Consider the following 22,150-nt stretch of genomic DNA (forward strand, 5'->3'; position numbering starts at 1 on the left):
TCCTTGTCATTGCTGAAGCGCTTCGATCGTGCCGTCCGCCAGCAGACGACGGGCCACGATGACACGCATGATCTCGTTGGTGCCCTCGAGGATCTGATGCACGCGGGTGTCGCGCACCATGCGCTCCAGGGGGAACTCTCTCAGGTAACCATATCCGCCATGCAGCTGCAGCGCTTCGTTGCAGACGTTGAAGCCCATGTCGGTGGCAAAGCGCTTGGCCATGGCGCAGTAAGCGGTGGCCTCCGGATCGCCCTGATCGAGCCGCCAGGCGGCATGCCGCACCATCAACCGGGCCGCAGTGAGCTCGGTAGCCATGTCGGCCAGCTTGAACTGCAGCGCCTGGAAGTGAGCCAGCTCGCGGCCGAACTGCTTGCGCTCCTGCAGGTAGTTACGCGCCAGGGTCAAGGCGTGCTGAGCGGCCCCCAGCGAACAGCTGGCAATATTCAGCCGACCGCCGTCAAGCCCCTTCATGGCCAGCTTGAAGCCCTCGCCTTCCTGGCCCAGCAGGTTGCCCACCGGCACGCGCACGCCATCGAAGCTGATCAGTCGGGTGGGTTGACTCTTCCAGCCCATCTTCTCTTCGTTCTTGCCGTATTCGATACCCACGGCGTCCGCCGGCACCAGAATCGCCGAAACGCCGCCGGCACCGCTGTCGGCAGCGCCCGTGCGCGCCATGACCACCAGCATGTCGTTGGCGCCGGCGCCGGAAATGAACATCTTGGAGCCGCTGATGACGTATTCGTCACCCTCGCGCACGGCCTTGGTACGCAGGCTCGCGGCATCCGAACCGGAGCCCGGCTCGGTCAGGCAGTAGCAGCCCAGACACTCGCCGCTGATCAGGCGCTCGACCCAGGTTTCACGCACGGCTTCGCTGCCCCAACTGGCGACCATCCAGGCCACCATGTTGTGGATGGTAAGATAGGCAGTCGTCGCGATGCAGCCCTGGGAGAGCTGCTCGAAGATCAGCGAGGCATCCAGGCGTGACAGCCCCAGGCCGCCGCGCTCTTCGGGAATGTAGATGCCGAGAAAACCCGCCTCGCCGGCCCGGCGGATGACATCCACCGGAAAATGCGAGGTGGCGTCCCATTCGGCGGCGTGGTCGGCCAGCTCTGCCTGCGAAAAATCGGCGGCGGCCTGAACGAGCGCCCTCTGATCGTCGGTTAGGGAGAATTCCATTGCGATTCCTCGAGATATTTGGCGTAGCGTACTTCCAGCAGCAGCTGGCTGGCATGGCTTTCAAGGCCGAGCTCATGCAAACCAACCTAGCACTTGCTAGGTTTTATCGCATACATCCCTTGGTCGACAACCACTTTACGTTAACGTCAACGTCGTCTAGTGTTGCGGTTATGTGGAGGGACACTGCAAGACGGCCCGCCCAACTCATAGGAAAACAACGATGAACATATCCAAAGCGGAAGTCAGCCCCTCGGTCAACGGCAGCCTGACGCGACAGCGTCGTACCTATTCCATCGGCGAGCTGGCCCGGATGTTCGAGGTGACGCCGCGTACCATCCGTTTCTATGAGCAGGAAGGGCTGCTGGCGCCGGAGCGTCGCGGCCAGACCCGTATCTATCACGAGAAGGACCGCGTGCGTCTCAAGCTGACCCTGCGCGGCAAGCGTCTGGGCTTCTCGCTGGCCGAGATTCGCGAAGTCATCGAGATGTACGACGCCATGCCCGACGGTAACGCCAGGCAGCTCAAGCGTCTGCTGGAGATCCTGGCCGACAAGCGCAGCAACATGGAGCGCCAGCTCGAGGACATTCGCCTGATGCAGCGCGAACTCGACGACGTCGAGATGCGGGCACGCGAAGTGCTGGAGCGTCTCGACCAGAACTAGTTCGACCCTCTGCCCTCTTGCACCCAAGCCACGTCGAATTCAGGGCGGACTGAGCATCAGTGTCCGCCCATCGTCAACCGACTCCAACTGCCACAACAAGACGGGTAACACGATGACACGCCAAGCACTTCAACAACGCGCCCCGAACAGCTACGTCAGCGGCATCAGCGATACTCCGCTGAAAGGCGAGACCATTGGCGACTGCTTCGACGCAACGGTGGCACGCTTCCCCGACGGCGAGGCCCTGCTGAGCCTGCATCAGGGCCTGCGCTACACCTGGAAGGAGCTGCAACAGGCGGTGAATCAGGCCGCGCGGGCCATGCTCGCGCTGGGCGTGAAGAAAGGCGACCGGGTCGGCATCTGGTCCCCCAACTGCGCCGAGTGGACCATTACCCAGTTCGCCACGGCCAAGATCGGCGCCATTCTGGTCAACATCAACCCCAGCTATCGCACCCATGAGCTGGAATACGCGCTCAAGCAGTCCGGCGCCTCGACGCTGATCCTGCAGGGCAAGTTCAAGACCTCCGACTACGTGGCCACGCTGGCAGAGCTGGCGCCCGAGCTGCGAGAAGGCGCCCCGTCAACCTTCTCGGCCGCCAAGCTGCCCGAACTCAAGCGTGTGGTGTGCCTCGACGCCGACCGCGCCCTGACCGGCATGTTCAGCTGGCAGAGCATGCTGGCCCATGCCGACGAGGTTTCGGACGAGCACCTGGCCGAGATCCAGGCCACGCTGCAGTTCGACGAGCCGATCAACATCCAGTACACCTCGGGTACCACCGGAGCACCCAAGGGCGCCACCCTCTCTCACCACAACATCCTCAACAACGGCTTCTTCGTTGCCCGCTCCATGGGCTTTTCCGAGAAGGACCGCCTGGTGATCCCGGTACCGCTCTACCACTGCTTCGGCATGGTGATGGGCAACCTGGGCTGCGTGACCCACGGCGCCACCATGATCTACCCGGGCGACGGCTTCGACCCGGAAGCCACGCTCAAGGCGGTGTCCGACGAAAAGGCCACGGCGCTCTACGGTGTGCCGACCATGTTCATAGCCGAGCTGGAGCACCCCAACTTCGCCCAGTACGACCTCTCCACCCTGCGCACCGGCATCATGGCCGGTTCGATCTGCCCCATCGAAGTGATGCGCAAGGTCATCGACAAGATGCACATGGAGGACGTCACCATCTGCTATGGCATGACCGAAACCAGCCCGGTCAGCACCCAGACCAAGACCGACGCCCCGCTGGAGAAGCGCGTGACCACGGTGGGCACCATCCATCCCCATCTGGAGGTCAAGCTGGTCAGCCCCGAAACCGGCGCAGTGGTGCCGCGCGGCGAGACCGGCGAGCTGTGCACCCGCGGCTACAGCGTGATGCTGGGTTACTGGAACAACGAGGAAGCTACTGCCAAGTCCATCGACAGCGCCGGCTGGATGCACACCGGCGACCTGGCGACCATGGACGAGGAGGGCTACATCGCCATCGTCGGCCGCATCAAGGACATGATCATTCGCGGCGGTGAGAACATCTACCCGCGGGAGATCGAGGACTTCCTCTACACCCACCCGGCCATCTCCGACGTGCAGGTGATCGGCGTGCCCGACGAGAAGTACGGCGAGGAGGTGATGGCCTGGGTCAAGCTCGGTGAAGGCCAGAAGCTCAACGCCGACGAGCTCAAGGAGTTCTGCAAGGGCAAGATTGCCCACTACAAGATCCCGCGTTACGTGAAGTTCGTCGACGAGTTCCCAATGACCGTCACTGGCAAGATCCAGAAGTTCAAGATGCGCGAGGAAGCCACTCACGAGCTGGGTCTGGCCTGATCCTTCGTCGACTTCAGCGTGACGACCACAGCACCCCTGCCCCGGCAGGGGTGCTTGCGTTGGTGCCGACGCTTCCGGCTCAGTCGATGCGCTCGCGTATCCAGTCGATGAAGGCGCGCACCTTGTAGAGCTCGGCCATGTGCTCCGGGTAGGCCATGTAATAGGCATCCCGGCTCTTCAGGCTGAACGGCCAGGGCACCACCAGCTTGCCCTCGTCGATCTCCTCGTCGACCAGGAAGCGCGGCACCAGGGCCACACCGCAGCCGGCCTGCGCCGCACGCAGCGCCATATAGAAGGTGTCGAAACGCGGCCCATGGTAGCTGTGCTCGGTGTACTGGCCCTGGGCATCGAACCAGTCGTGCCACGCCTCGGGTCGGGTGGCGCTCTGCAGCAGCACGAGTCGGGTCAGCGCCAGCGGCTCCTCTACTTTCATGCCCGCCAGTGCCTGGGGCGAGCAGACCGGCACCATCTCCTCCTTGAGCAACTTGATGCACTCGGCCTTGGGCCAGGCCCCGTGACCGAAGAAGAAGGCCACCTCTACCCGCTCCTGCTGCATGTCGAACGGCTCGACACGATTGCTGATGTTGAGATTGATGCTGGGATGGCGAAAGCGGAAACCGTTGAGCCGCGGGATCAGCCAACGCGCCCCGAAGGTGGGCAGAGTCGCCACGTTGAGCACGTCCGCCTCGCCACCGTAGGACTGCATGTAGCGCGTCGACATCTCCAGTTGGGCCAGGATCTTGCGCGCCTCGCCGAGGTAGATCGCCCCCTCGGGGGTCAGGTGCAGGCGCCGGCGAATGCGCCGGAACAGCGGGTGCTCCAGGATCGACTCCAGTTGAGCGACCTGCTTGCTCACAGCACTCTGGGTCAGGCTCAGCTCGTCCGCCGCACGGGTGAAACTCAGGTGGCGGGCCGCTGCCTCGAAGCATTGCAGCCCGGCCAGAGAGGGAAGGTGTCGACGACTCATTCAGCCCGCCTGCATGAAATTAAGGAATGACGTGTGTCGTAATCGTCGCTTGTTGCCGCTCGACAGCGGTAGCGATACTGGATGCCACGACATTCTCTAATGATAACGATAGGAGAAAGAATGATCGACTCCCTGATGCAGCGCCTCGGCGTGGCGCCCGAGCAGTATCGGAACGGCGATATCGCGGTCGCCACCCCCATCGACGGTAGCGAGATCGGCCGTGTGCGAACGGCCACCCCGGCGGAGATCGACACGGCCATCGCCAACGCGCAGCGCGCTTTCGAAGCCTGGCGCCAGGTACCCGCCCCGCGTCGCGGCGAACTGGTGCGCCTGTTCGGCGATCAACTGCGCCGCCACAAGGAGGACCTGGGCGCACTGGTCACCTGGGAGTGCGGCAAGATCCTCCAGGAAGGGCTCGGTGAAGTGCAGGAGATGATCGACATCTGCGATCTCGCCGTTGGGCAATCCCGCCAGCTCTATGGCCTGACCATCGCCTCCGAGCGCCCCGGTCACCACATGCGCGAGAGCTGGCACCCGCTCGGCCCGGTCGGGTTGATCACCGCCTTCAACTTTCCGGTCGCCCCCTGGGCCTGGAATGCGGCGCTGGCCCTGGTGTGCGGCGACAGCCTGCTGTGGAAGCCCTCCGAGAAGACCCCTCTCACCGCCCTGGCCTGCCAGGCGCTGCTCGAACGCGCCATGGCCGAGTTCGGCGATGACGCGCCTCAGCACCTCAGCCAGGTGATCATCGGCGAGCGTGCCGCCGGCGAGCAGCTGACCGACGCCCCCAGGGTTCCCCTGATCAGCGCCACCGGCAGCACGCGCATGGGCCGTGAAGTGGGGCCGCGCGTGGCCGCCCGCTTCGGTCGCAGCATCCTCGAACTGGGCGGCAACAATGCCATGATCCTGACGCCCAGCGCAGATCTGGACATGGCCGTGCGCGCCATCCTGTTCTCGGCGGTGGGCACCGCCGGCCAGCGCTGCACCACGCTGCGCCGCCTGATCGTGCATCGCTCCATCAAGGCAGAGGTCGTCGCCCGGCTCAAGCAGGCCTATGCCGGCATCAGTATCGGCGACCCGCTCGCCGGCAACCTGATCGGCCCGCTGATCGATCGTCAGGCCTTCGACACCATGCAGGCGGTGCTGACCGAGGCGCGCGAACAGGGTGCCGAGGTATACGGCGGCCAGCGCCAGCTTGCCGAGCAGTATCCCGAGGGTTACTACGTGGCGCCGGCCATCGTCGAGGTCGCAGGTCAGAACGACCTGGTACGCCACGAAACCTTCGCCCCGATCCTCTACGTGATCGGCTACGAAACCCTCGACGAGGCCATCGCGCTCAACAACGACGTACCCCAGGGCCTCTCCTCCTGCATCTTCACCACCGACGTGCGCGAGGCGGAAACTTTCGTCTCCGCGGTGGGCAGCGACTGCGGCATCGCCAATGTCAACATCGGGCCCAGCGGCGCCGAGATCGGCGGTGCCTTCGGCGGCGAGAAGGAGACCGGCGGCGGTCGCGAGTCGGGTTCCGACGTATGGAAGAGCTACATGCGTCGCCAGACCAACACCGTGAATTACTCCAGGGAGCTGCCACTCGCCCAGGGCATCAAGTTCGACTGACCGGCAGGGCATCCTCGGCCTCGGCGCATCGGTTCGCCGAGGCCTTCCCCACCCTCCATGTACGGGAGGCACAATGAAGGAACGCTGTCTCTGGCACGACACCTCTCCGGAGCCGCCCCTGCAACTAGCCACGCTGCAGGGCGATCACCGCACCGATGTGCTGGTGATCGGTGGTGGGATCACCGGTCTCAGCACCGCCCTGCACCTGGCCGAGGCTGGCGTCGACGTGACCCTGATCGAAGCGGGCGACGTTCCCAGCGGCGCTTCGGGACGCAACGTCGGGCTCGTCAATGCGGGACTGTGGATTCCGCCGGATGACATCCGTGAGGTACTTGGCGAGGAGATCGGCGAGCGCGCCAACACGATTCTCGGCGGCGCCCCTGCAGTCGTCTTCTCGCTGATCGAGCGGCACGGCATCGCGTGCCAGGCGACCCGTACCGGCACCCTGCACCTGGCACACAACGGTAAAGGCGAGCAGGAACTGGAGCGACGAGCGGAGCAGTTGCAACGACGCGGGGCCCCCGTGGAACTGCTCGAGGCAGCGGCCTGCCAGGAGCACGTGGGTACCCGGCGCATCCACCGCGCCCTGCTCGACCACCGTGCCGGAACCCTGAACCCCAGCGCCTATACCCGCGGTCTGGCACGTGCCACACAGACGGCCGGCGCACGCCTGCATACCCACAGCGCCGCCACCGGCGTCACACGGGCGGGAGACGGCTGGTGGGTCACCACCGCTCACGGTAGCGTCCAGGCCCAGCGCCTGGTGCTTGCCACCAATGCCTATACCGAGGATCGCTGGAACGAGGTCCGCCGCCATTTCTTCGTCGGCCACTTCTACCAGGTCGCCTCCCGGCCGCTGTCCGGCGAGGCTGCCGAGGAGATCCTGCCGGGGCGTCAGGGCGCCTGGGATACCCGCATGGTGCTGAGCAGCATCCGCCGCGATGCCGAAGGCCGGCTGATTCTCGGCAGTCTCGGCAAGGGGGAAGGGAAGCCCGTCGCCTTCCTGCGCTGCTGGGCCAACCGCATCCAACGTCACTACTTTCCCCAGTTGGGCAGCGTGGAGTGGGAATGCAACTGGACGGGGCGCATCGGCTTCACGCCCGATCACACACTGCGCCTCTTCGAACTCGTCCCGGGCGTGCTGGGCGTCTCCGGTTACAACGGTCGCGGCATCACCACCGGCACCGTGGTGGGCAAGGGCTTTGCTCGATACCTGATCAGCGGTGAAGAGGACGCCCTGCCCCTGCCGATTCGCACACCCCGGCCGATACGGGCCAGAGCACTGCGCAGCTCCGGCTACGAAAGCGGCTTCACGCTCTACCACACAGGGCAATGCCTGAGAGTGCTGAGCTGAAACGCTGACGACTGAAAGCAGGAATGGGCTCGATCGCCCACGCCGGCAATGAGGGTACCACCCAGCAGGCTTGGCCTGCTGGGTGGCGATCATTCACCGATCATGCGCTGCTGCTCTTCGATCCAGCTCTTCGAGATAGGTCTCCAGCACCGGGTTGGGCGGAGCTCCCTTGCGGGTGATGGCGCTGTAGTGGGTGAGGTAGTGCCAGCGCTCGGGATTCAGCGCGCGCATCCGGCCGCCAGCCACCCAACGCTCGGCGTAGTGGGTCGGCAGGTAGCCGATATAGCGGTCGGAGAGAATCAGAAAGGCAATGCCTTCCCGATCGGTTGCCGAGGCCGACGCCCTGAGCGGCTCATGCAGCGCCTTGACCTCCGGCGTCTGGGCGTAGGCCGGCACCACCGCGTCGCACTCCCCGAGATGCTGCTCGGTCACCGCATCCACCTCGAACAGAGGATGGCCCGAGGCGCAGTACAGCTGCGAGGCTTCCGCATAGAGTGGGCGGTAGTGCAAGCCGGGAAGGGTCTTCAGCGCCGGTATCACACCGGTATGCAGGCGACCGTCGAGCACCGCCAGCTCGATCTCGTTGGGCGGAATCATGCGAATGTTGATGCGCACTTCCGGCCCACGCTCCTTGAGTGCGCTGAGAGAGTTGGTGATATGCATCTGCGGCATGGTCACCAGGTTGTCGGTAATGCCAATGTTCAGCTCGCCCTTGAGCCAGGCATGCAGGCCGTTGACCCGGGTGCGGAACCCTTCCACGGCGGCCAGCAGCTGCAGGGTCGCCTGGTAGACTTCCGCACCGTCGTCGGTCAGCGCGAAGCCGCTACGACCGCGTTGACACAGGCGCAGGCCGAGGCGCGTCTCGAGATCGTTCATCGCCATGCTGATGGCGGCACGGCTGATGTTCAGCTCCACCTCGGCGGCGGAGAAGCCGCCGCACTCGACCACCTTGCGATAGATCTTCAGCAGGCGCAGATCGGCATCGCCGGGCTGGGCCGAAAGAGCTTCCTTACGGCGCGACATGGCCTGATCCCTCGTTCAAGACTCTCGGCTACGAGGATATGCCCGCTCATGCACAAAGTTAAGCATTGGCTTACGTGAACTTAAAAATATCTGGATTTAATTTATTTTCATCTCGACCTAGCCTGCTATTTAAGGGCCGTCGACCACGGCCATGCCAACAGAGGGTGCTGAGATGTCGGTTCATCAATCGCTGCACGGTGGCCTGAGCCAGGAGCAACTGGACGCCTACTGGATGCCCTATACCGGCAATCGCCAGTTCAAACGCGACCCACGCATCATCGTGGGTGGCGAGGGCAGCTACTTCACCGACGCCGACGGCCGGCGAATTTTCGACGGCCTCTCGGGGCTGTGGACCTGTGGCGCCGGCCACTGTCGGCCGGAGATCACCGAGGCCGTGACGCGCCAGCTCCAGCAGCTGGACTATTCACCGGCATTCCAGTTCGGCCACCCCAAGGCCTTCGAGCTAGCCCACCGGATTCGCGGACTGATGCCCCAGGGGCTCGATCACGTGTTCTTCACCGGCTCCGGCTCGGAGAGTGCCGACACCGCCCTGAAGATCGCCCGCGCCTACTGGCGTAAGAAGGGCAAGCCGACCAAGACCAAGCTGATCGGTCGCGCCAAGGGCTATCACGGGGTCAACTTCGGCGGCATCAGCCTGGGCGGCATCGGCGCCAACCGCGTGCTGTTCGGCCAGGGTATCGACGCCGACCACCTGCCCCACACCCTGCTCGCCGAGAACGCCTTCACCCGCGGCATGCCCGAGCGCGGTGCCGAGAAGGCCGAGGAACTGCTGGAGCTGATCGCGCTGCACGATGCCTCCAACATCGCCGCGGTGATCGTCGAGCCGCTGGCCGGCTCGGCCGGGGTGATTCCGCCGCCCAAGGGTTACCTGCAGCGGCTACGCGAGATCTGCGATCAGCACGACATCTTGCTGATCTTCGACGAGGTCATCACTGGTTTCGGCCGCATGGGCGCCATGACCGGCGCCGAAGAGTTCGGCGTGGTGCCGGACATCCTCAACGTGGCCAAGCAGCTGACCAACGGTGCGGTACCCATGGGTGCTGTGATCGTGCAGGGCGAGATCTATCACACCTTCATGGAACAGGGCGGCCCCGACTACATGCTCGAACTGCCCCACGGCTACACCTACTCCGGGCATCCGGTGGCCTGCGCCGCGGCGCTGGCGGCACTCGACGTGCTCGAGAACGACCGCCTGATCCAACGCGTGCGCGAGATGAGCCCGGTCTTCGAGGAGGCCCTGCATGGGCTCAAGGGTACCCGCTACATCAGCGACATCCGCAACTACGGCCTTGCCGGGGCGCTGCAGATCGAGCCCTACCCCGGCGAGCCGGCCCGCCGACCCTATGAGATCGCCATGAAGTGCTGGAACAAGGGTTTCTACGTGCGCTACGGCGGCGACACCATCCAGCTCGGCCTGCCCTTCATCGTCGAGCGCGACGAGATCGACCGCCTGGTCAACGCGCTGGGCGAGGCCATCGGCGAACTGGACTGAACGGCTGGGGGCACGTCGCCGGCCGCGCCCCCTCACGACAGCTTGCCCCACCACGACAGCGGGATCAGTGGCTCACTGCCTTCAGCACCGCCTCGCGGGAGGCCCGCTCGCGCTCGGCATAGAGCGCGAGTTCATCGCTGACAGGCGCCCCCAAGGCCTGCTCGAAGGCCTCGCGATTGGCGTTGCCGGCATAGGCCCCGTTCTGCCCGCCTCCCAGGTTCGACTGGAAGATCCCTGCCGCACTGACCGGCAGAAAATCTTCGTAGGTAAGCGGCAGAGCTTCCACCAAGCCCTGGTCGATCAGCGTCTCCAGGCCGGCGCCCTCCACTCGGCCTGCTGCCTTGCCAGCTTCGGTAAGACGATAGCGGAAAAATGCCAACCCCTCGCGGCGCAGCACGGTCTGGTCATCGGGAAAGTCGGCAAAGACCTCTACGAGCACGCGCTGATGCGCTTCCACGCGCTGATGCGCTTCGTTGTCGAGCCCGGCGGTGCGGCGCCGCGCTTCGCCAAGCAAGCTGTCGTAACGCTCACGCCCCCTGGCGGTCAGCGCCATGCCGCGCTGCTCGATTTCACCGAAGCGGGCGGTATGGGTCCCCTGCCGCTCACCGGCAAAGTGGATGCCCTCCTCCAGCGCCTTGAAGCTGGTCTGGCGCAGCAGGATGGGGCACGCGCGACGGGGCGGCCCCTCGATCACCGCCTTGGGCTGCATGCCGGCACTAGGCATGCGCCGCTGTACTTCGTCGATGTCCAACGTGCGCGGCGTGAGGTGATTGATGTGCGGGCCGCGGAAGCAGACCACGTCGGCGATCAGCCGGTGCTCGGCATGCAGCGCCTGGTAGGTCTCCAGATCCACCGTGGCGTCGCGATGCCAGCGGAACGTCTCCAGGGCCTCGCCGATGAAGCGCTCGACCTGCTCTTCATCGAGCCCGCCCTGCGCTTCATGGAGCTCGATCAGCTGGCGACAGCCCTGGGTGAAGATATCGCGGCCGGCCAGAATGGCTCCCGCCCGCTCCCGCAGCGCCGGGTTCTCGATCAGCTCGAGGCGCAGCAATGAGGTGAAGATGCGAAAAGGGTTGCGCGCCAGGGCCGCGTCATCCACTGGGCGGAAGGCCGTGGAGTGTACCGGCACACCGGCTTCGGAGAGGTCGTAGTAGCCCACCGGATGCATGCCCATGACGGCGAACAGGCGACGCAGCATGGCCAGCTCCTGGGCTGTGCCCACACGGATGGCGCCATGGCGCTCGGCATCGAGGCGCTCCAGTTCGCCATGGCTGGCAAGGCGCCCGGCCAAGGCGGGATCGACCTCCAGGACTTGCCGGTTCACGCGCTGGACCAGATCGAGCAGTGCCCCGTACTGCGGTACTTCAGCCTGATACATCGCCGACATGGCCCGCGAAAAGCGATCGCGAATCTCATCGGTAGAAAGATAGTGGGCAGACAATTCCAGCCTCCTCGGTATTGAGTGAGGCTCGATGAGAGCAGATTACCGGGGCTGATCTCAAGCGAAAAAAAGACGCCAATTCATTCCATAAAGTCATGAATCAAGGCGTCTTATATTTTTAATACCTTACTTTCAATTATCTGCATGCAGGACTTGCACTGACATTCCGAAATCTATCGCGAATGAGGCGTTCCGAGCTACAGACCTTTGGGCGCGAAGATCCCCGGCGCATTGCGCCAGTAGCCCTTGTAATCCATACCGAAGCCGAACACATAGCGGTCGACCACTTCAAGGCTGCAGTAGTCGGCCTTGAGACCCGGCACCGCCTTGCGGTCATGACGCTTGTCCACCAGCACGGCGGTGGAGATGCTCGCCGCGCCGGCCTCCTGGCAATAGTCGAGAATGGCGGCAAGCGTCGCGCCTTCGTCGAGGATGTCGTCGACGATCACCACATGGCGGCCGGCCATGGGGATCTCCGGCGACACACGCCAGAACAGCTCGCCGCCGCGGATGCCGCCGCGGTAGCGGGTGGCATGCAGGTAGTCGACTTCCAGAGGGAAACCGAGCCGGGTGAGCAGGTGTCCCGTGGTGATCAGGCCGCCGTTCATCACGCAGTAGAAGACCGGTAGCTTGTCGCCCAGATCGGCCGTGATCTGCTCGGCCATGCGATCCAGCGCGCGCTCGACCTCCTCATGACTGATCAGGCAGTCGGCGTTGTCCATCACGTCGCGCATGGTGGCCAGGGATTGATGAAAGTCGGCTTCGAGTTTGGGCATGTATGACTCGTTTCAACGAAGGTAAACGGGAAGAGAAAGAGTTACAGCGAGGCCATGGCTTCGAGACGGGCATGCACCCGGCGCCAGCGACCCAACGCTGCCAATGAATCGATGTCGGGACGTGCACGACCGTAGCGCAGGCGCGAGCCCAGCCGTACGCTTCGGCCCTGGCAGGCATCCAGCGCTTCGAGCGCGGCGGCGCGGTCGTTGCAGACCAGCACCATGTCGCAGCCGGCATCCAGCGCGGCCAAGGCGCGTTCGCCCGGCGAACCGGCGTAACCGGCACCTGCCATGCCGAGGTCGTCAGAGAAGATGGTGCCCTTGAACCCCAGCGACTCGCGCAGCAGACCCAGCCAGCTCGCCGAGAAACCGGCCGGACGCGCATCGAAGGCGGAGTAGACGACATGTGCCGGCATGACGCCATCCAGCCGCGAGCTCAGCTCGGCGAAAGGAATCAAATCATGTTGGCGCAGCTGCTCCAGCGGACGGTCGTCGACGGGCAGCTCCAGGTGGGAATCGGCCGCCACGCTGCCGTGCCCAGGGAAGTGCTTGCCCACCGCCGCCATGCCGGCTTCGTGCAGGCCGCCGATGAAGGCCCCCGCCATGGCCGCCACGGCATGGGGATCGGAAGAGAAACTGCGATCGCCGATGACACTGGAAATGCCGGTATCGACATCGAGCACCGGGGCGAAGCTGAGGTCGAGTCCGCAGGCGGCCATTTCCATGCCCAGCAGCCAGCCGGCATCTAGGCACAGGCGCAGCGTAACCTCGGGATTCGCTTCGTAGTCACGACCGATCCTGCCCATGGCGGGCAGACGCGTCACGCCGTCACGCAGGCGCTGGACGCGCCCCCCTTCCTGATCGATGGCCAGCAGCAGCCCAGGGCGAACGCTGCGAATGGCATTGCACAGCTCGCGCACTTGTCGCGCATGCTCGACGTTGCGCGCGAACAGGATGACACCCCCGACCTCCTGGCGCATGAGCAGTTCGCGCTCTTCGCTACGCAACTCGGTCCCTTCCAGGTCGAGCATCACCGGACCTAGGGTCTGGGTCATGAGCGGAGTCCTTTGGCCATGAAAGGGAGCTGATTCTAGACGAAAGCCGTGCCAGGCGACAGCCACCCCCTAGCACGATCCGGTGCGACTGAATCCGCGCTCTATTCGTGGAGCCAGACCGGCGTTCCGGGCGGCGCCAGCGCGAAGACCGCGAGCAGATCCGCATCGCGCATGCGAATGCAGCCATGCGAACGCGGCACCCCCATCGGCTGATCGGGCGGCGTACCATGCAGGTAAATGTAGCGTCTTTGGGAGTCGACGGCGCCCCCGCGGTTGAACCCCCGCTCGAGCCCGCACAGCCAGAGGATGCGCGTCAGTATCCAATCGCGTTCCGGATGGGCCTCGGCCAGCGATTGGCTGAACGTCTCACCGGTATGACGCCGACCGCGAAACACGCTACCGGGGGGCAAGCCATCGCCAATGGCGGCCCGCACGTAATGCCAGCCGAGCGGTGTACGGCCGCTGTCTTCACGTTGGCCGGTACCGGCAAGCCCGGTGGAAACGGACCACTCTTCCTGCCGCTGCTCGCCCTGCCAGTGCACGAGGCACTGGCGGCCGATGTCGACCTCGAGCCATACCCCTTCACTGGGAGGCAACGCATCGAGCCTCGGCGTTTGCATCTCAGCTCGCCTTGGCCGGCTGCACGGCGGGCGGCGGCGGCAGCGGCGCATTCATGGCGGCGACCACGACCGGCCGCAGACGGCGTATCAGGTCACGCACCGACACGTGCTCGTGATAGTCCTTCTCGGCGATGTCTCGTAGCGCATCGAGACCGGACAGCGTGAAGATCACCGTGCCCAGCACGAAGTGCAGACGCCAGAAGCGTTCGGCATCCGGCAGCTCGGGGGTGGCGCGACGCACCAGGTCGGTGAAGCGGGTGAAGACGCTGCCGTACTCCTCCTGGATGTGCCGCCGCAGATGCCCCTGGGCCTGGCTGTAGGCCAACCCCAGCAGCTTCATGAACACCTTGAGGCTGTGCTTCTCCGCCGGCACCTCGAGCACGGTGCGCGCCATGGTCTCGAGCAGCTCTTCCAACGGAATGACGCCACCGGCATGCTGCGCCTCGAGTTCATCGAGGGCATGATGGAAACGCACCGTGAAAGGGTCAAGGTAGCGTGAGAATACCGCCTGGATCAGCGCCTTCTTGGAGCCGAAGTGATAGTTCACTGCCGCTAGATTGACGCGCGCCTTGCTGGTAATGGTGCGCAGTGAGGTCTCGGCAAAACCGCGTTCGGCAAAAAGCACCTCGGCGGTATCGAGAATGCGCGTGACGGTATCGGTCTGGGCCATGATCAATTCCCGCTGGAAACGCCTGTTTTAAACATTACAAAAGTCTACGTCATTCGCTGCCTTCTCACAACGTATAGCGTTGCATCAGCGTTTTAAACGACACCGCGGAATACAGCTCGGCTGAACTTCACTTTTACTGGATAGACTTCCATGCTGTATACTTGCACAATAGAGCAAGACAGCCATCGGAGTTCGCCATGAGCCGCCCCCTCACCTCGCGCCAGCAGAACGTGTACGACTTCATCGTCAAGACCATGCACGAGCTCGGCTATCCTCCCACTCGGGCCGAGATCGCCCGGGCCCTGGGTTTCCGCTCGCCGAACGCCGCCGAGGAGCACCTGCGTGCGCTGGAGCGCAAGGGCGTGATCCGGGTGATACGCGGCACTTCGCGCGGCATACGCCTGCCGGCACAGGACAACGATACCAGCGCCCTGGAGCCCAACAGCGAGGGGTTGCCGGTGATCGGTGAGGTCGCCGCCGGTAGCCCGATCCTCGCCGCCGAGCATATCGATCGCTACTGCCCACTGCCGCCGGACTACTTCACGCCCCGCGCCGACTACCTGCTCAAGGTTCGCGGCCTGTCGATGAAGGATATCGGCATCCTCGAAGGCGACCTGCTGGCGGTGCATCGCACCGAGCGTGTGCGCGACGGCCAGATCGTGGTGGCGCGTCTCGAAGACGAGGTGACGGTCAAACGCTTCCACCGCCAGGGCCATCGGGTCGTGCTGGAAGCGGAGAATGCGGAGTTCGCTCCCATCGAGGTCGATCTGCGCCATCAGGAACTCGAGATCGAAGGGATTGGGGTGGGGGTAATTCGTGGCGGCAACGGCCAAGCTTTAGGGTAAGAGCTGGCTGCGCTCGGCCATACGGCGTTAAAAATTGGCTTAAAATGCTCATTTGCAAAAGCAAACTCCGCTTTTTCGCCAATTTTTGCCTTGTCTGGCCTTCGCTCGCTCAGCTCCGATGCCTTGGTGAAACACCATGAGTCGCAAGATTCTGCATGCCGACTGCGACTGTTTCTATGCCGCGGTGGAGATGCGCGACAACCCGGCGCTGCGCGAGGTGCCGCTGGCCATCGGCGGCAGCGCCGAGGGCCGCGGGGTGATCGCTACCTGCAACTATCCGGCGCGGGCCTACGGCATCCGCTCCGCCATGCCGACCGCCAGGGCTCTGCGCCTGTGCCCCCACCTCACCCTGCTCAAGGGTGACTTCGACCGCTATCGCGAAGCCTCGCAGCAGCTGCTGGCCATCTTTCACGAGCTGACGCCGCTGGTGGAGCCGCTCTCGCTGGATGAGGCCTTCCTCGACGTCACCGACGTCACGCGCTTTTCGGGCAGCGCCACCTGGATGGCGCGCTGGTTGAAGGAGGAGTGCTTCAAACGCGTCGGAATCACCGTCTCGGTAGGCGCGGCCCCGGCGAAATTCCTGGCCAAGATCGCCAGCGACTGGGAGAAGCCGGACGGCCTCACCGTCATCGCCCCGGACCAGGTCGATGCGTTCCTGCGCCAGTTGCCCGTAACCAAGCTGCACGGCGTCGGCCCGGCCACGGCCAAGCGTCTCGAGACGCTCGAAATTGCCACCTGCGAAGATCTGCAGCAGGTTCCTCTGGAACGCCTGCTGCAGGAATTCGGCAAGTTCGGCCGCCGCCTGTTCGAACTGTCGCGGGGCATCGACGAGCGGCCGGTGCGCATCGAGCGCGAGCGCAAGTCGGTGAGCGTGGAGACCACCTTTGCCAGCGACCTGCCCGACCTGGCCCAGTGCTACGAACAGTTGAACCCGCTCTGCGAACGCCTGGAGGCGCGTCTGGCTCGCCACGGCCACCCGCCCGTGTCGGGGGCCTTCGTGAAGGTACGCTTCGACGACTTTTCGCTGACCACGCTGGACTCCCGAGGCGCTTCGCCCAGCGCCGAGACCTTCGCCTCGCTGATGGAGCAGGCCTGGGCCAGGCAAGGACGCCCGGTGCGCCTGCTCGGCGTGGGCGTGAGGCTGGTGTCGGACGATGCCAGACGCCAGCTCAGCCTGCCCTTCTGATTCCTCGCCGCCTGCCACTCAACTACCGCCTCCCGATCACTTGGTATCGATATAGCGGTGGCTGTCGAAGGTGGCGACCCAGTGGGGGTGGTAGACCATTAGAATGCTGAGCAGCATCCCGGTGATGAAGGCTTCGGGCGGCATCAGCAGTGGCAGGAACAGTGCATACTCCCTGGCCAGGTACACCGCCTCCGGATCGCCGGCCGCCAGCATGACCAGCCCCAGCCCAGCGCCCCCAGCTCCCAGCGCTGCCAGCGCCGCACCGAAGAAGCCGCATACGAATATGAGCACGAACAGGTTGTCGGGCAGATAGCGGTCCACGATGCGCCAGATCGACACCGTGATCATCATGGGAATCACCCCGTTGACCAGCACGTTGACGCCCAGCAAGGGCCAGCCGACCTTGCCCAGCAGCACCAGGGAGAGATTGGCGATCAGATTGGTCATGAGCGCCAATGGCGCCTTGAAGATCAGCGTCAGCAATGCCGTGAGCATCAAGTGCAGGCTCAGCCAGTCCACCGACTGCGCCCTGAGCTGCCACATCAGCACGACCGCCACGCTTGCCGCCAGCCAGCGGTGCTGCAGAGCCCGGTCGCTCAGCAGCACCTGCCAGGAGTGATGCACCACCGACAGCCCCAGCACCGACAACGATACCGCTGCGCAGGCGAGCAGTATCCATGTCGGTAGTATCAGCTCGGATATGGTCATGCCGAACTCCCTTCGGGTTCAGGCAAAGACGACCGTCTTGTTGCCGTGGATCAGCACCCGATCTTCCAGATGCCAGCGCAACCCGCGGGCCAATACCGCCTTCTCCACGTCGCGGCCGAAACGCACCAGGTCCTGCGGCGTATGGCAGTGACTCACCCGGTGTATGTCCTGTTCGATGATCGGCCCGGCGTCCAGTTCCTCGGTGACGTAGTGACAGGTGGCGCCGATCAGCTTCACGCCCCGGGAGTGAGCCTGATGATAGGGACGCGCACCGGCAAAGGAGGGCAGGAAGCTGTGATGGATGTTGATCACCCGACCAGCATAGCGCTGGCACAGTCGCGGCGGCAGGATCTGCATGTAGCGGGCCAGTACCACGACGTCGGCCTCCAGGGCCTCGACTTGGCGCTCCACTTCGGCAAAGGCTGCCTCCTTGTCGTCGGCCTGCACGGGAACATGGAAATACGGCAGGTCGTGCCACTCCACCAGGCCGCGCATGTCGTCGTGATTGGAGATGACACCGACGATCTCGCAATCGAGCTCCCCTGCCGTCCAGCGGTAAAGCAGATCCACCAGACAGTGGGACTCGCGGGAGACCATGATCACCACCTTGGGACGACGGCGGGTATCGCGCAGAGCCCACTCCATGTCGAATTCACGGGCCACGGGATCGAAGGCCTCGGTCAACTCGCTTGCGCTCATGCCGATGGAGTCGGCGAGAATTTCGTAGCGCATGAAGAAGCGTCCGGCCTCCAGATCGGAGTGCTGGCTCGCTTCGGTGATGGAGCCCTCATGGCCCGCAATGAACCCGGAAACGCGAGCCACGATGCCGCGACGATCGGGACAGGAGACGACGAGTCGATAGTAGTGAGACATGAAAAACCCGCTGCTGAACGGAATCAGGAAGCCGGCATTGTAGCGAAATCGACATACCCACGACACGCCCAACCGCAGCCGCCCGCGGGCATTGCATTGTGAAGGGTCGCGACGATCCCGTATAGTGAAGACTCCATTGCCTGGTCCCTGTCTTGCCGATGTCTTCTACTCGCGTCACCATTCGCCCCCGCCGCCGCCGCCCGCTTCACTTCCTGCCGCTGGGGGGCTGTGGTGAGATCGGCATGAACATGACGCTTTATGGGTACGAAGAGACATGGATCGCGGTCGATTGCGGCATGATGATCCGTCAGGATCTGCCCGACTCACCGCTGCAGGTTCCCAGCCTGGAAACACCCGAGGCCCTCGGCATTCGCCCCCAGGCGCTGCTCATCACCCACGGTCATGAAGACCACATCGGTGCCGCCGCCTGGCTGTGGCCCAAGTGGCAATGCCCGATCTATGCCACCCCGTTGGCGGCCGGCCTGCTGCGCGCCAAATTCCACGAGCGCGGCCTGGCCATCGATGCCATTCAGGTAATCGAGCCGGGCGAAGCCCTGGAAAGCGGCCCCTTCACCCTGCGCTATCTGCCGTTGACCCACTCGATACCGGAGAGCTGCGCGCTGCTGATCGTCGTCGGCGATTACCGGGTGCTGCATACCGGCGACTGGAAACTCGACCCGGAACCGCTCATCGGCCCGCCAGTGAAAGGCGCGACCTTTCGCGCCCTGGCACCGCTCGACCTGCTGGTGGGAGACTCCACCAATGCTCCCATGCCGGGCCACTCGCGCAGCGAAGGCGAAGTCGCCAGGGCCCTGGAGCAGCGCCTTGCCCAGTGCACGGGCCGGGTCGTGGTGACCTGCTTTGCCAGTAACCTGGCCCGGGTGCTGGCCGTGGCCAGAGCCGCCGAGCGCTGCGGACGCCGGGTAAGTCTGATGGGTCGCGCCATGGAACGCATGGTAGCCGTGGCCCGGGGGCTGGGTTACCTGGAGGACATGCCGGCGCTTGTCCCGGTCAGCGACCTGGGTTATCTGCCTCCGGAAGAGGTGCTGGTGATCGCCACGGGCAGCCAGGGCGAACCTCGGGCGGCATTGAGCCGCCTCGCCCACGGCCGACACCACAGCTTCGAGCTGGTGGCAGGCGACACCGTGCTGTTCTCGGCCAAGGCGATTCCCGGCAACGAGTATCAGATCGAGCGCCTCAAACAGGCACTCCAACGCCTCGACGTTACGATCTGGGATGAATTCAACCATCCAGAGCTGCACGCCTCGGGGCATCCTGCCCAAGAGGAGCTACGCACCTTCTACGGCTGGGTACGACCGCATCATCTGCTGCCGGTGCATGGCGAACCACGCCACCAGCAGGCCCATCAGGAGCTGGCGCACTCGATGGGCATCCAGTCGCCCCTCTTACCGGTCAATGGCGATCTGATCCGGCTGGATGCGGAAGGCCTGAACGTCGAATCTCGCCATCCGCAGCGCCCCTGCATCGTCAGCCAGAACGCCGTCGCTCCCCTGCCCGGCCTTGCAGCGGAACAGGGCTCATCGCGTCACGGCATTCTCTATCTGGCCCTTTCGGTGGCCTACACGGGCACGGGCTGGACCCGCATTGGCAGGCTGATGATGGACGCCCACCGCGTCAGCGCCATGGACGAAGACAGTTTCACCGAATGGCTGGATGAAAGGTTGGAAGAGATCGATGTGTCGACGCTGGCCGAACTACGCTCAGCCCTGCAGCCTCAAATCACCTACTGGCTCGGCCAACATCTGCGCCAGTTGCCCGACATTCATCTGCAGCTCTTTGCCGTGGAAACACCGGCCTTTCGCTGAATTCTTCTCATGGCGACACAAGTGAACCGCTCCTGACATGAACGGCAGAAGGGAGCAAGGCCCCCGCCTTACTCCCTTCTGTGGCACTACTAGCAGACGACTCGTTCCCTGCCGGGTCACGAACCGCTGGCATTCTTGGGTGGCCGACCGCGCCGACGGCGAGGTTGCTCACCCACGAGATCTTCCACGGAGAGACCAGCATCGCTCATGGCCTCACGGATCTCAGCCAGTTTTCTTTCCTTGTCCGCTTCTTCCTGTTTGCGGAGCTTCTCTTCCTCATTTTTCTGTTCGATGACCTCGCCGATAACATCGGAGAGCTTGTGCAGCTGCTCCATGCTCAACTGGCGAGCTGCGGCCCGAGCCACGTTCTTGTTACGGGCGATGCGCTCCAGGGTTTCGCTGGACATTGGCCTCCTCCATGCAAGAAAACGACGAGTCAGCCACAAAGGCCCACTCGTCGAAAGTATATGCCGATTTGCCATTTTGGCAAGAAAAGGGCCCACCAACGATGCACGGAATAGCGTCAAAGAGTTCCGACTTATGTCGGCATCTTCCCTCTCTTATCCACCCGTCATGTTCATGAAGCGAACGATCTGAACATCGCCATCGGTGGTGAAATGGTGGCGCTCGGGCTTCAGAGGAAGTGCCTTGACGATGGCATGCTTGAGGGCATCGAGATCCCCCGGGTGCTGGCGCAGTACGGCACGCAGATCGACCGAATGCTCATTGCCAAGGCAGAGCAGAAGCCGCCCTTCCGCCGTCACACGGACCCGATTGCAGCTGGAGCAGAAGTTGTGGCTATGAGGGGAAATGAAGCCGATACGGCTGTCGCTGTCGCTCATGCGGTAGTAGCGCGAGGGCCCCAGCGTCGATTCGGTAGTCGGAATCAGTTCGTGACGCCGCTCGATTGCCGCCTTCACCTCGTCGCTGGAGCAAAAGGTCTCGGCCCGCGAATGATCGGAGACATCGCCGAGGGGCATCTCCTCGATGAAGCTGAGATCGACTCGCTCGGAGCGGGCGAACTCGACCAGATCGAGCACTTCATCGTCGTTGCGACCCTTGAGGATCACGGCATTGAGCTTGATGCGCTCGAAGCCGGCTTCGCGTGCGGCACGCAAGCCCTCCAGCACACGAGACAAATCGCCGGTACGGGTCAGCTTACGAAAGCGCTCGGGATCCAGGGTATCCAGGCTGATGTTGAGCCTTCCCAGCCCAGCTTCACGCAAGCGACGTGCATGCTTGACCAGCCCTGCCCCATTGGTGGTCATGGCCAGATCGCGCAGTCCCGGCAGCGCACTCGTTGCCTCGATGAGCTGATCGATGCCGCGCCGCACCAGGGGTTCTCCACCGGTCAGCCGGATCTTCTCGACCCCCATCTCGACGAACGCTCGCGCCACCAGAGTCAACTCTTCCAGCGTCAATATCTGCGCCCGAGGAAGGAAGGTCATCTCCTCGCTCATGCAGTAGACGCAGCGGAAATCGCAGCGATCCGTCACGGAGATCCGCACGTAGCGGACACGCCTGCCGAAGTCGTCGATCAACTCGGAAGGCAATGACTCAGGGAATTTTGTCATTCTCGCTCTCCCAGCGGCTGGCATCACGGTAATCCGACTCACGCTCGGCAACCCAGTAGTCACCCGTGATGCTGTGTTCCTTTTTCCAGAAAGGGGCTCGGGTCTTCAGATAGTCCATGATGAAGTCACAGGCTTCGAAAGCGGCGCGCCGATGCGCACTGGCCACCACCACCAGTACGATAGGGTCACCCGGGGTCAGTCGTCCAACCCGATGAATGACCCGCACCCCCTGCAGCGACCAGCGAGCCTCGGCTTGATTGACGATCTCACCCAGCGCCGCCTCGGTCATGCCCGGATAATGCTCGAGGGTCAGGGCCGTGACATCTGGCCGTTCGTTGAAGTCGCGCACCAATCCGGTGAAGCTCACCACGGCGCCGATGTCGGAACGGTCGGCAAGCAGCCGCTGCTGTTCAACGCCGGCATCGAAAGGCGCTTCCTGAACCCGAATCATC

21 protein-coding genes are annotated in these 22,150 nt (G+C 64.0%); 8 read left to right on the forward strand and 13 right to left on the reverse strand.

The window, feature by feature from the left end:
* Positions 1-6: 6 nt before the first annotated feature.
* Positions 7-1,176 (reverse strand): acyl-CoA dehydrogenase family protein, encoded by a 1,170-nt coding sequence (locus HOP58_RS11675; protein WP_234260357.1) that lies wholly within the window; start codon positions 1,174-1,176, stop codon positions 7-9.
* Between the two features lie 220 nt (positions 1,177-1,396).
* Here HOP58_RS11675 and HOP58_RS11680 point away from each other — a divergent pair, with 220 nt between their 5' ends.
* On the forward strand, positions 1,397-1,837 hold the full coding sequence (locus HOP58_RS11680; RefSeq protein WP_267963412.1) for a MerR family DNA-binding transcriptional regulator: 441 nt from the start codon (positions 1,397-1,399) through the stop codon (positions 1,835-1,837).
* Between the two features lie 112 nt (positions 1,838-1,949).
* Positions 1,950-3,653: an AMP-binding protein gene (locus tag HOP58_RS11685; RefSeq protein ID WP_234254569.1), complete on the forward strand. Its 1,704-nt coding sequence runs from the start codon at positions 1,950-1,952 to the stop codon at positions 3,651-3,653.
* 79 nt (positions 3,654-3,732) lie between these two features.
* On the opposite strand, the gene gcvA is transcribed toward HOP58_RS11685, so the two are convergent.
* Positions 3,733-4,620 (reverse strand): transcriptional regulator GcvA, encoded by an 888-nt coding sequence (gene gcvA, locus HOP58_RS11690; RefSeq protein WP_234260358.1) that lies wholly within the window; start codon positions 4,618-4,620, stop codon positions 3,733-3,735.
* Positions 4,621-4,740: 120 nt separating this feature from the next.
* Between gcvA and HOP58_RS11695 the strand changes: the two genes are divergently transcribed.
* Positions 4,741-6,234, forward strand: a complete 1,494-nt coding sequence (locus tag HOP58_RS11695; RefSeq protein ID WP_234260359.1) for an aldehyde dehydrogenase family protein — start codon at positions 4,741-4,743, stop codon at positions 6,232-6,234.
* 73 nt (positions 6,235-6,307) lie between these two features.
* A complete protein-coding gene (locus HOP58_RS11700) occupies positions 6,308-7,588 on the forward strand; it encodes an FAD-binding oxidoreductase (RefSeq protein WP_234260360.1) in 1,281 nt (426 codons plus the stop codon).
* Between the two features lie 93 nt (positions 7,589-7,681).
* Here the strand turns inward: HOP58_RS11700 and HOP58_RS11705 are convergent, their stop codons facing one another.
* The gene (locus tag HOP58_RS11705) at positions 7,682-8,611 is read right to left on the reverse strand and encodes a LysR family transcriptional regulator (protein WP_234260361.1); all 930 of its coding nucleotides are present in this window, start codon (positions 8,609-8,611) and stop codon (positions 7,682-7,684) included.
* Between the two features lie 172 nt (positions 8,612-8,783).
* Here HOP58_RS11705 and HOP58_RS11710 point away from each other — a divergent pair, with 172 nt between their 5' ends.
* Positions 8,784-10,124, forward strand: coding sequence for an aspartate aminotransferase family protein (locus HOP58_RS11710; protein WP_234260362.1), 1,341 nt, complete (start codon positions 8,784-8,786; stop codon positions 10,122-10,124).
* A gap of 64 nt (positions 10,125-10,188) precedes the next feature.
* On the opposite strand, the gene HOP58_RS11715 is transcribed toward HOP58_RS11710, so the two are convergent.
* The 5 genes from HOP58_RS11715 to HOP58_RS11735 form a co-directional block, all read right to left on the reverse strand.
* The gene (locus HOP58_RS11715; RefSeq protein ID WP_234260363.1) at positions 10,189-11,565 is read right to left on the reverse strand and encodes a VOC family protein; all 1,377 of its coding nucleotides are present in this window, start codon (positions 11,563-11,565) and stop codon (positions 10,189-10,191) included.
* Positions 11,566-11,762: 197 nt separating this feature from the next.
* Positions 11,763-12,341 (reverse strand): hypoxanthine-guanine phosphoribosyltransferase, encoded by a 579-nt coding sequence (locus HOP58_RS11720; protein WP_086509624.1) that lies wholly within the window; start codon positions 12,339-12,341, stop codon positions 11,763-11,765.
* A 41-nt stretch (positions 12,342-12,382) separates the two neighbouring features.
* Positions 12,383-13,396, reverse strand: a complete 1,014-nt coding sequence (gene nagZ / locus HOP58_RS11725) for a beta-N-acetylhexosaminidase (RefSeq protein ID WP_234260364.1) — start codon at positions 13,394-13,396, stop codon at positions 12,383-12,385.
* 101 nt (positions 13,397-13,497) lie between these two features.
* Positions 13,498-14,016, reverse strand: coding sequence for a L,D-transpeptidase (locus HOP58_RS11730; protein WP_234260365.1), 519 nt, complete (start codon positions 14,014-14,016; stop codon positions 13,498-13,500).
* Position 14,017: 1 nt separating this feature from the next.
* A complete protein-coding gene (locus HOP58_RS11735; RefSeq protein WP_010628330.1) occupies positions 14,018-14,686 on the reverse strand; it encodes a TetR/AcrR family transcriptional regulator in 669 nt (222 codons plus the stop codon).
* A 197-nt stretch (positions 14,687-14,883) separates the two neighbouring features.
* Between HOP58_RS11735 and lexA the strand changes: the two genes are divergently transcribed.
* Complete coding sequence (gene lexA / locus HOP58_RS11740; RefSeq protein ID WP_010628329.1) at positions 14,884-15,531, forward strand: transcriptional repressor LexA; 648 nt, start codon at positions 14,884-14,886, stop codon at positions 15,529-15,531.
* Between the two features lie 136 nt (positions 15,532-15,667).
* Positions 15,668-16,717 (forward strand): DNA polymerase IV, encoded by a 1,050-nt coding sequence (gene dinB / locus HOP58_RS11745; protein WP_010628328.1) that lies wholly within the window; start codon positions 15,668-15,670, stop codon positions 16,715-16,717.
* A gap of 36 nt (positions 16,718-16,753) precedes the next feature.
* Here dinB and HOP58_RS11750 read toward each other — a convergent pair whose 3' ends face one another.
* On the reverse strand, positions 16,754-17,425 hold the full coding sequence (locus tag HOP58_RS11750) for an energy-coupling factor ABC transporter permease (RefSeq protein WP_010628327.1): 672 nt from the start codon (positions 17,423-17,425) through the stop codon (positions 16,754-16,756).
* An 18-nt stretch (positions 17,426-17,443) separates the two neighbouring features.
* The gene (purU, locus tag HOP58_RS11755) at positions 17,444-18,298 is read right to left on the reverse strand and encodes a formyltetrahydrofolate deformylase (protein WP_026038114.1); all 855 of its coding nucleotides are present in this window, start codon (positions 18,296-18,298) and stop codon (positions 17,444-17,446) included.
* Positions 18,299-18,540: 242 nt separating this feature from the next.
* Between purU and HOP58_RS11760 the strand changes: the two genes are divergently transcribed.
* Positions 18,541-20,124 (forward strand): ribonuclease J, encoded by a 1,584-nt coding sequence (locus HOP58_RS11760; RefSeq protein WP_234260443.1) that lies wholly within the window; start codon positions 18,541-18,543, stop codon positions 20,122-20,124.
* 116 nt (positions 20,125-20,240) lie between these two features.
* On the opposite strand, the gene HOP58_RS11765 is transcribed toward HOP58_RS11760, so the two are convergent.
* From HOP58_RS11765 to moaE, 3 genes are all read right to left on the reverse strand, one after another.
* On the reverse strand, positions 20,241-20,531 hold the full coding sequence (locus HOP58_RS11765) for an H-NS family nucleoid-associated regulatory protein (protein ID WP_010628324.1): 291 nt from the start codon (positions 20,529-20,531) through the stop codon (positions 20,241-20,243).
* A 153-nt stretch (positions 20,532-20,684) separates the two neighbouring features.
* Positions 20,685-21,698, reverse strand: a complete 1,014-nt coding sequence (moaA, locus tag HOP58_RS11770) for a GTP 3',8-cyclase MoaA (RefSeq protein WP_234260366.1) — start codon at positions 21,696-21,698, stop codon at positions 20,685-20,687.
* Entirely contained in the window at positions 21,682-22,149 is a 468-nt protein-coding gene (moaE, locus tag HOP58_RS11775; protein WP_010628322.1) for a molybdopterin synthase catalytic subunit MoaE, read from the reverse strand. Before moaE ends, moaA begins: the two co-directional genes overlap by 17 nt.
* Position 22,150: the final 1 nt, after the last annotated feature.

It is taken from the genome of Halomonas sp. MCCC 1A11062 (genome assembly GCF_021404355.1).
Taxonomy (GTDB): domain Bacteria; phylum Pseudomonadota; class Gammaproteobacteria; order Pseudomonadales; family Halomonadaceae; genus Halomonas; species Halomonas aerodenitrificans.

What these genes read in the sequence shown, in the direction of transcription:
- HOP58_RS11695 (WP_234260359.1), top strand. Translation starts at nt 4,741, where the DNA reads ATGATCGACTCCCTGATGCAGCGCCTCGGCGTGGCGCCCGAGCAGTAT.
- HOP58_RS11750 (WP_010628327.1), bottom strand. Translation starts at nt 17,425, where the DNA reads ATGACCATATCCGAGCTGATACTACCGACATGGATACTGCTCGCCTGC.
- dinB (WP_010628328.1), top strand. Translation starts at nt 15,668, where the DNA reads ATGAGTCGCAAGATTCTGCATGCCGACTGCGACTGTTTCTATGCCGCG.
- HOP58_RS11700 (WP_234260360.1), top strand. Translation starts at nt 6,308, where the DNA reads ATGAAGGAACGCTGTCTCTGGCACGACACCTCTCCGGAGCCGCCCCTG.
- moaA (WP_234260366.1), bottom strand. Translation starts at nt 21,698, where the DNA reads ATGACAAAATTCCCTGAGTCATTGCCTTCCGAGTTGATCGACGACTTC.
- HOP58_RS11765 (WP_010628324.1), bottom strand. Translation starts at nt 20,531, where the DNA reads ATGTCCAGCGAAACCCTGGAGCGCATCGCCCGTAACAAGAACGTGGCT.
- gcvA (WP_234260358.1), bottom strand. Translation starts at nt 4,620, where the DNA reads ATGAGTCGTCGACACCTTCCCTCTCTGGCCGGGCTGCAATGCTTCGAG.
- HOP58_RS11705 (WP_234260361.1), bottom strand. Translation starts at nt 8,611, where the DNA reads ATGTCGCGCCGTAAGGAAGCTCTTTCGGCCCAGCCCGGCGATGCCGAT.
- lexA (WP_010628329.1), top strand. Translation starts at nt 14,884, where the DNA reads ATGAGCCGCCCCCTCACCTCGCGCCAGCAGAACGTGTACGACTTCATC.
- HOP58_RS11675 (WP_234260357.1), bottom strand. Translation starts at nt 1,176, where the DNA reads ATGGAATTCTCCCTAACCGACGATCAGAGGGCGCTCGTTCAGGCCGCC.
- HOP58_RS11735 (WP_010628330.1), bottom strand. Translation starts at nt 14,686, where the DNA reads ATGGCCCAGACCGATACCGTCACGCGCATTCTCGATACCGCCGAGGTG.
- HOP58_RS11760 (WP_234260443.1), top strand. Translation starts at nt 18,541, where the DNA reads ATGAACATGACGCTTTATGGGTACGAAGAGACATGGATCGCGGTCGAT.
- HOP58_RS11730 (WP_234260365.1), bottom strand. Translation starts at nt 14,016, where the DNA reads ATGCAAACGCCGAGGCTCGATGCGTTGCCTCCCAGTGAAGGGGTATGG.
- HOP58_RS11710 (WP_234260362.1), top strand. Translation starts at nt 8,784, where the DNA reads ATGTCGGTTCATCAATCGCTGCACGGTGGCCTGAGCCAGGAGCAACTG.
- purU (WP_026038114.1), bottom strand. Translation starts at nt 18,298, where the DNA reads ATGTCTCACTACTATCGACTCGTCGTCTCCTGTCCCGATCGTCGCGGC.
- HOP58_RS11680 (WP_267963412.1), top strand. Translation starts at nt 1,397, where the DNA reads ATGAACATATCCAAAGCGGAAGTCAGCCCCTCGGTCAACGGCAGCCTG.
- HOP58_RS11685 (WP_234254569.1), top strand. Translation starts at nt 1,950, where the DNA reads ATGACACGCCAAGCACTTCAACAACGCGCCCCGAACAGCTACGTCAGC.
- moaE (WP_010628322.1), bottom strand. Translation starts at nt 22,149, where the DNA reads ATGATTCGGGTTCAGGAAGCGCCTTTCGATGCCGGCGTTGAACAGCAG.
- nagZ (WP_234260364.1), bottom strand. Translation starts at nt 13,396, where the DNA reads ATGACCCAGACCCTAGGTCCGGTGATGCTCGACCTGGAAGGGACCGAG.
- HOP58_RS11720 (WP_086509624.1), bottom strand. Translation starts at nt 12,341, where the DNA reads ATGCCCAAACTCGAAGCCGACTTTCATCAATCCCTGGCCACCATGCGC.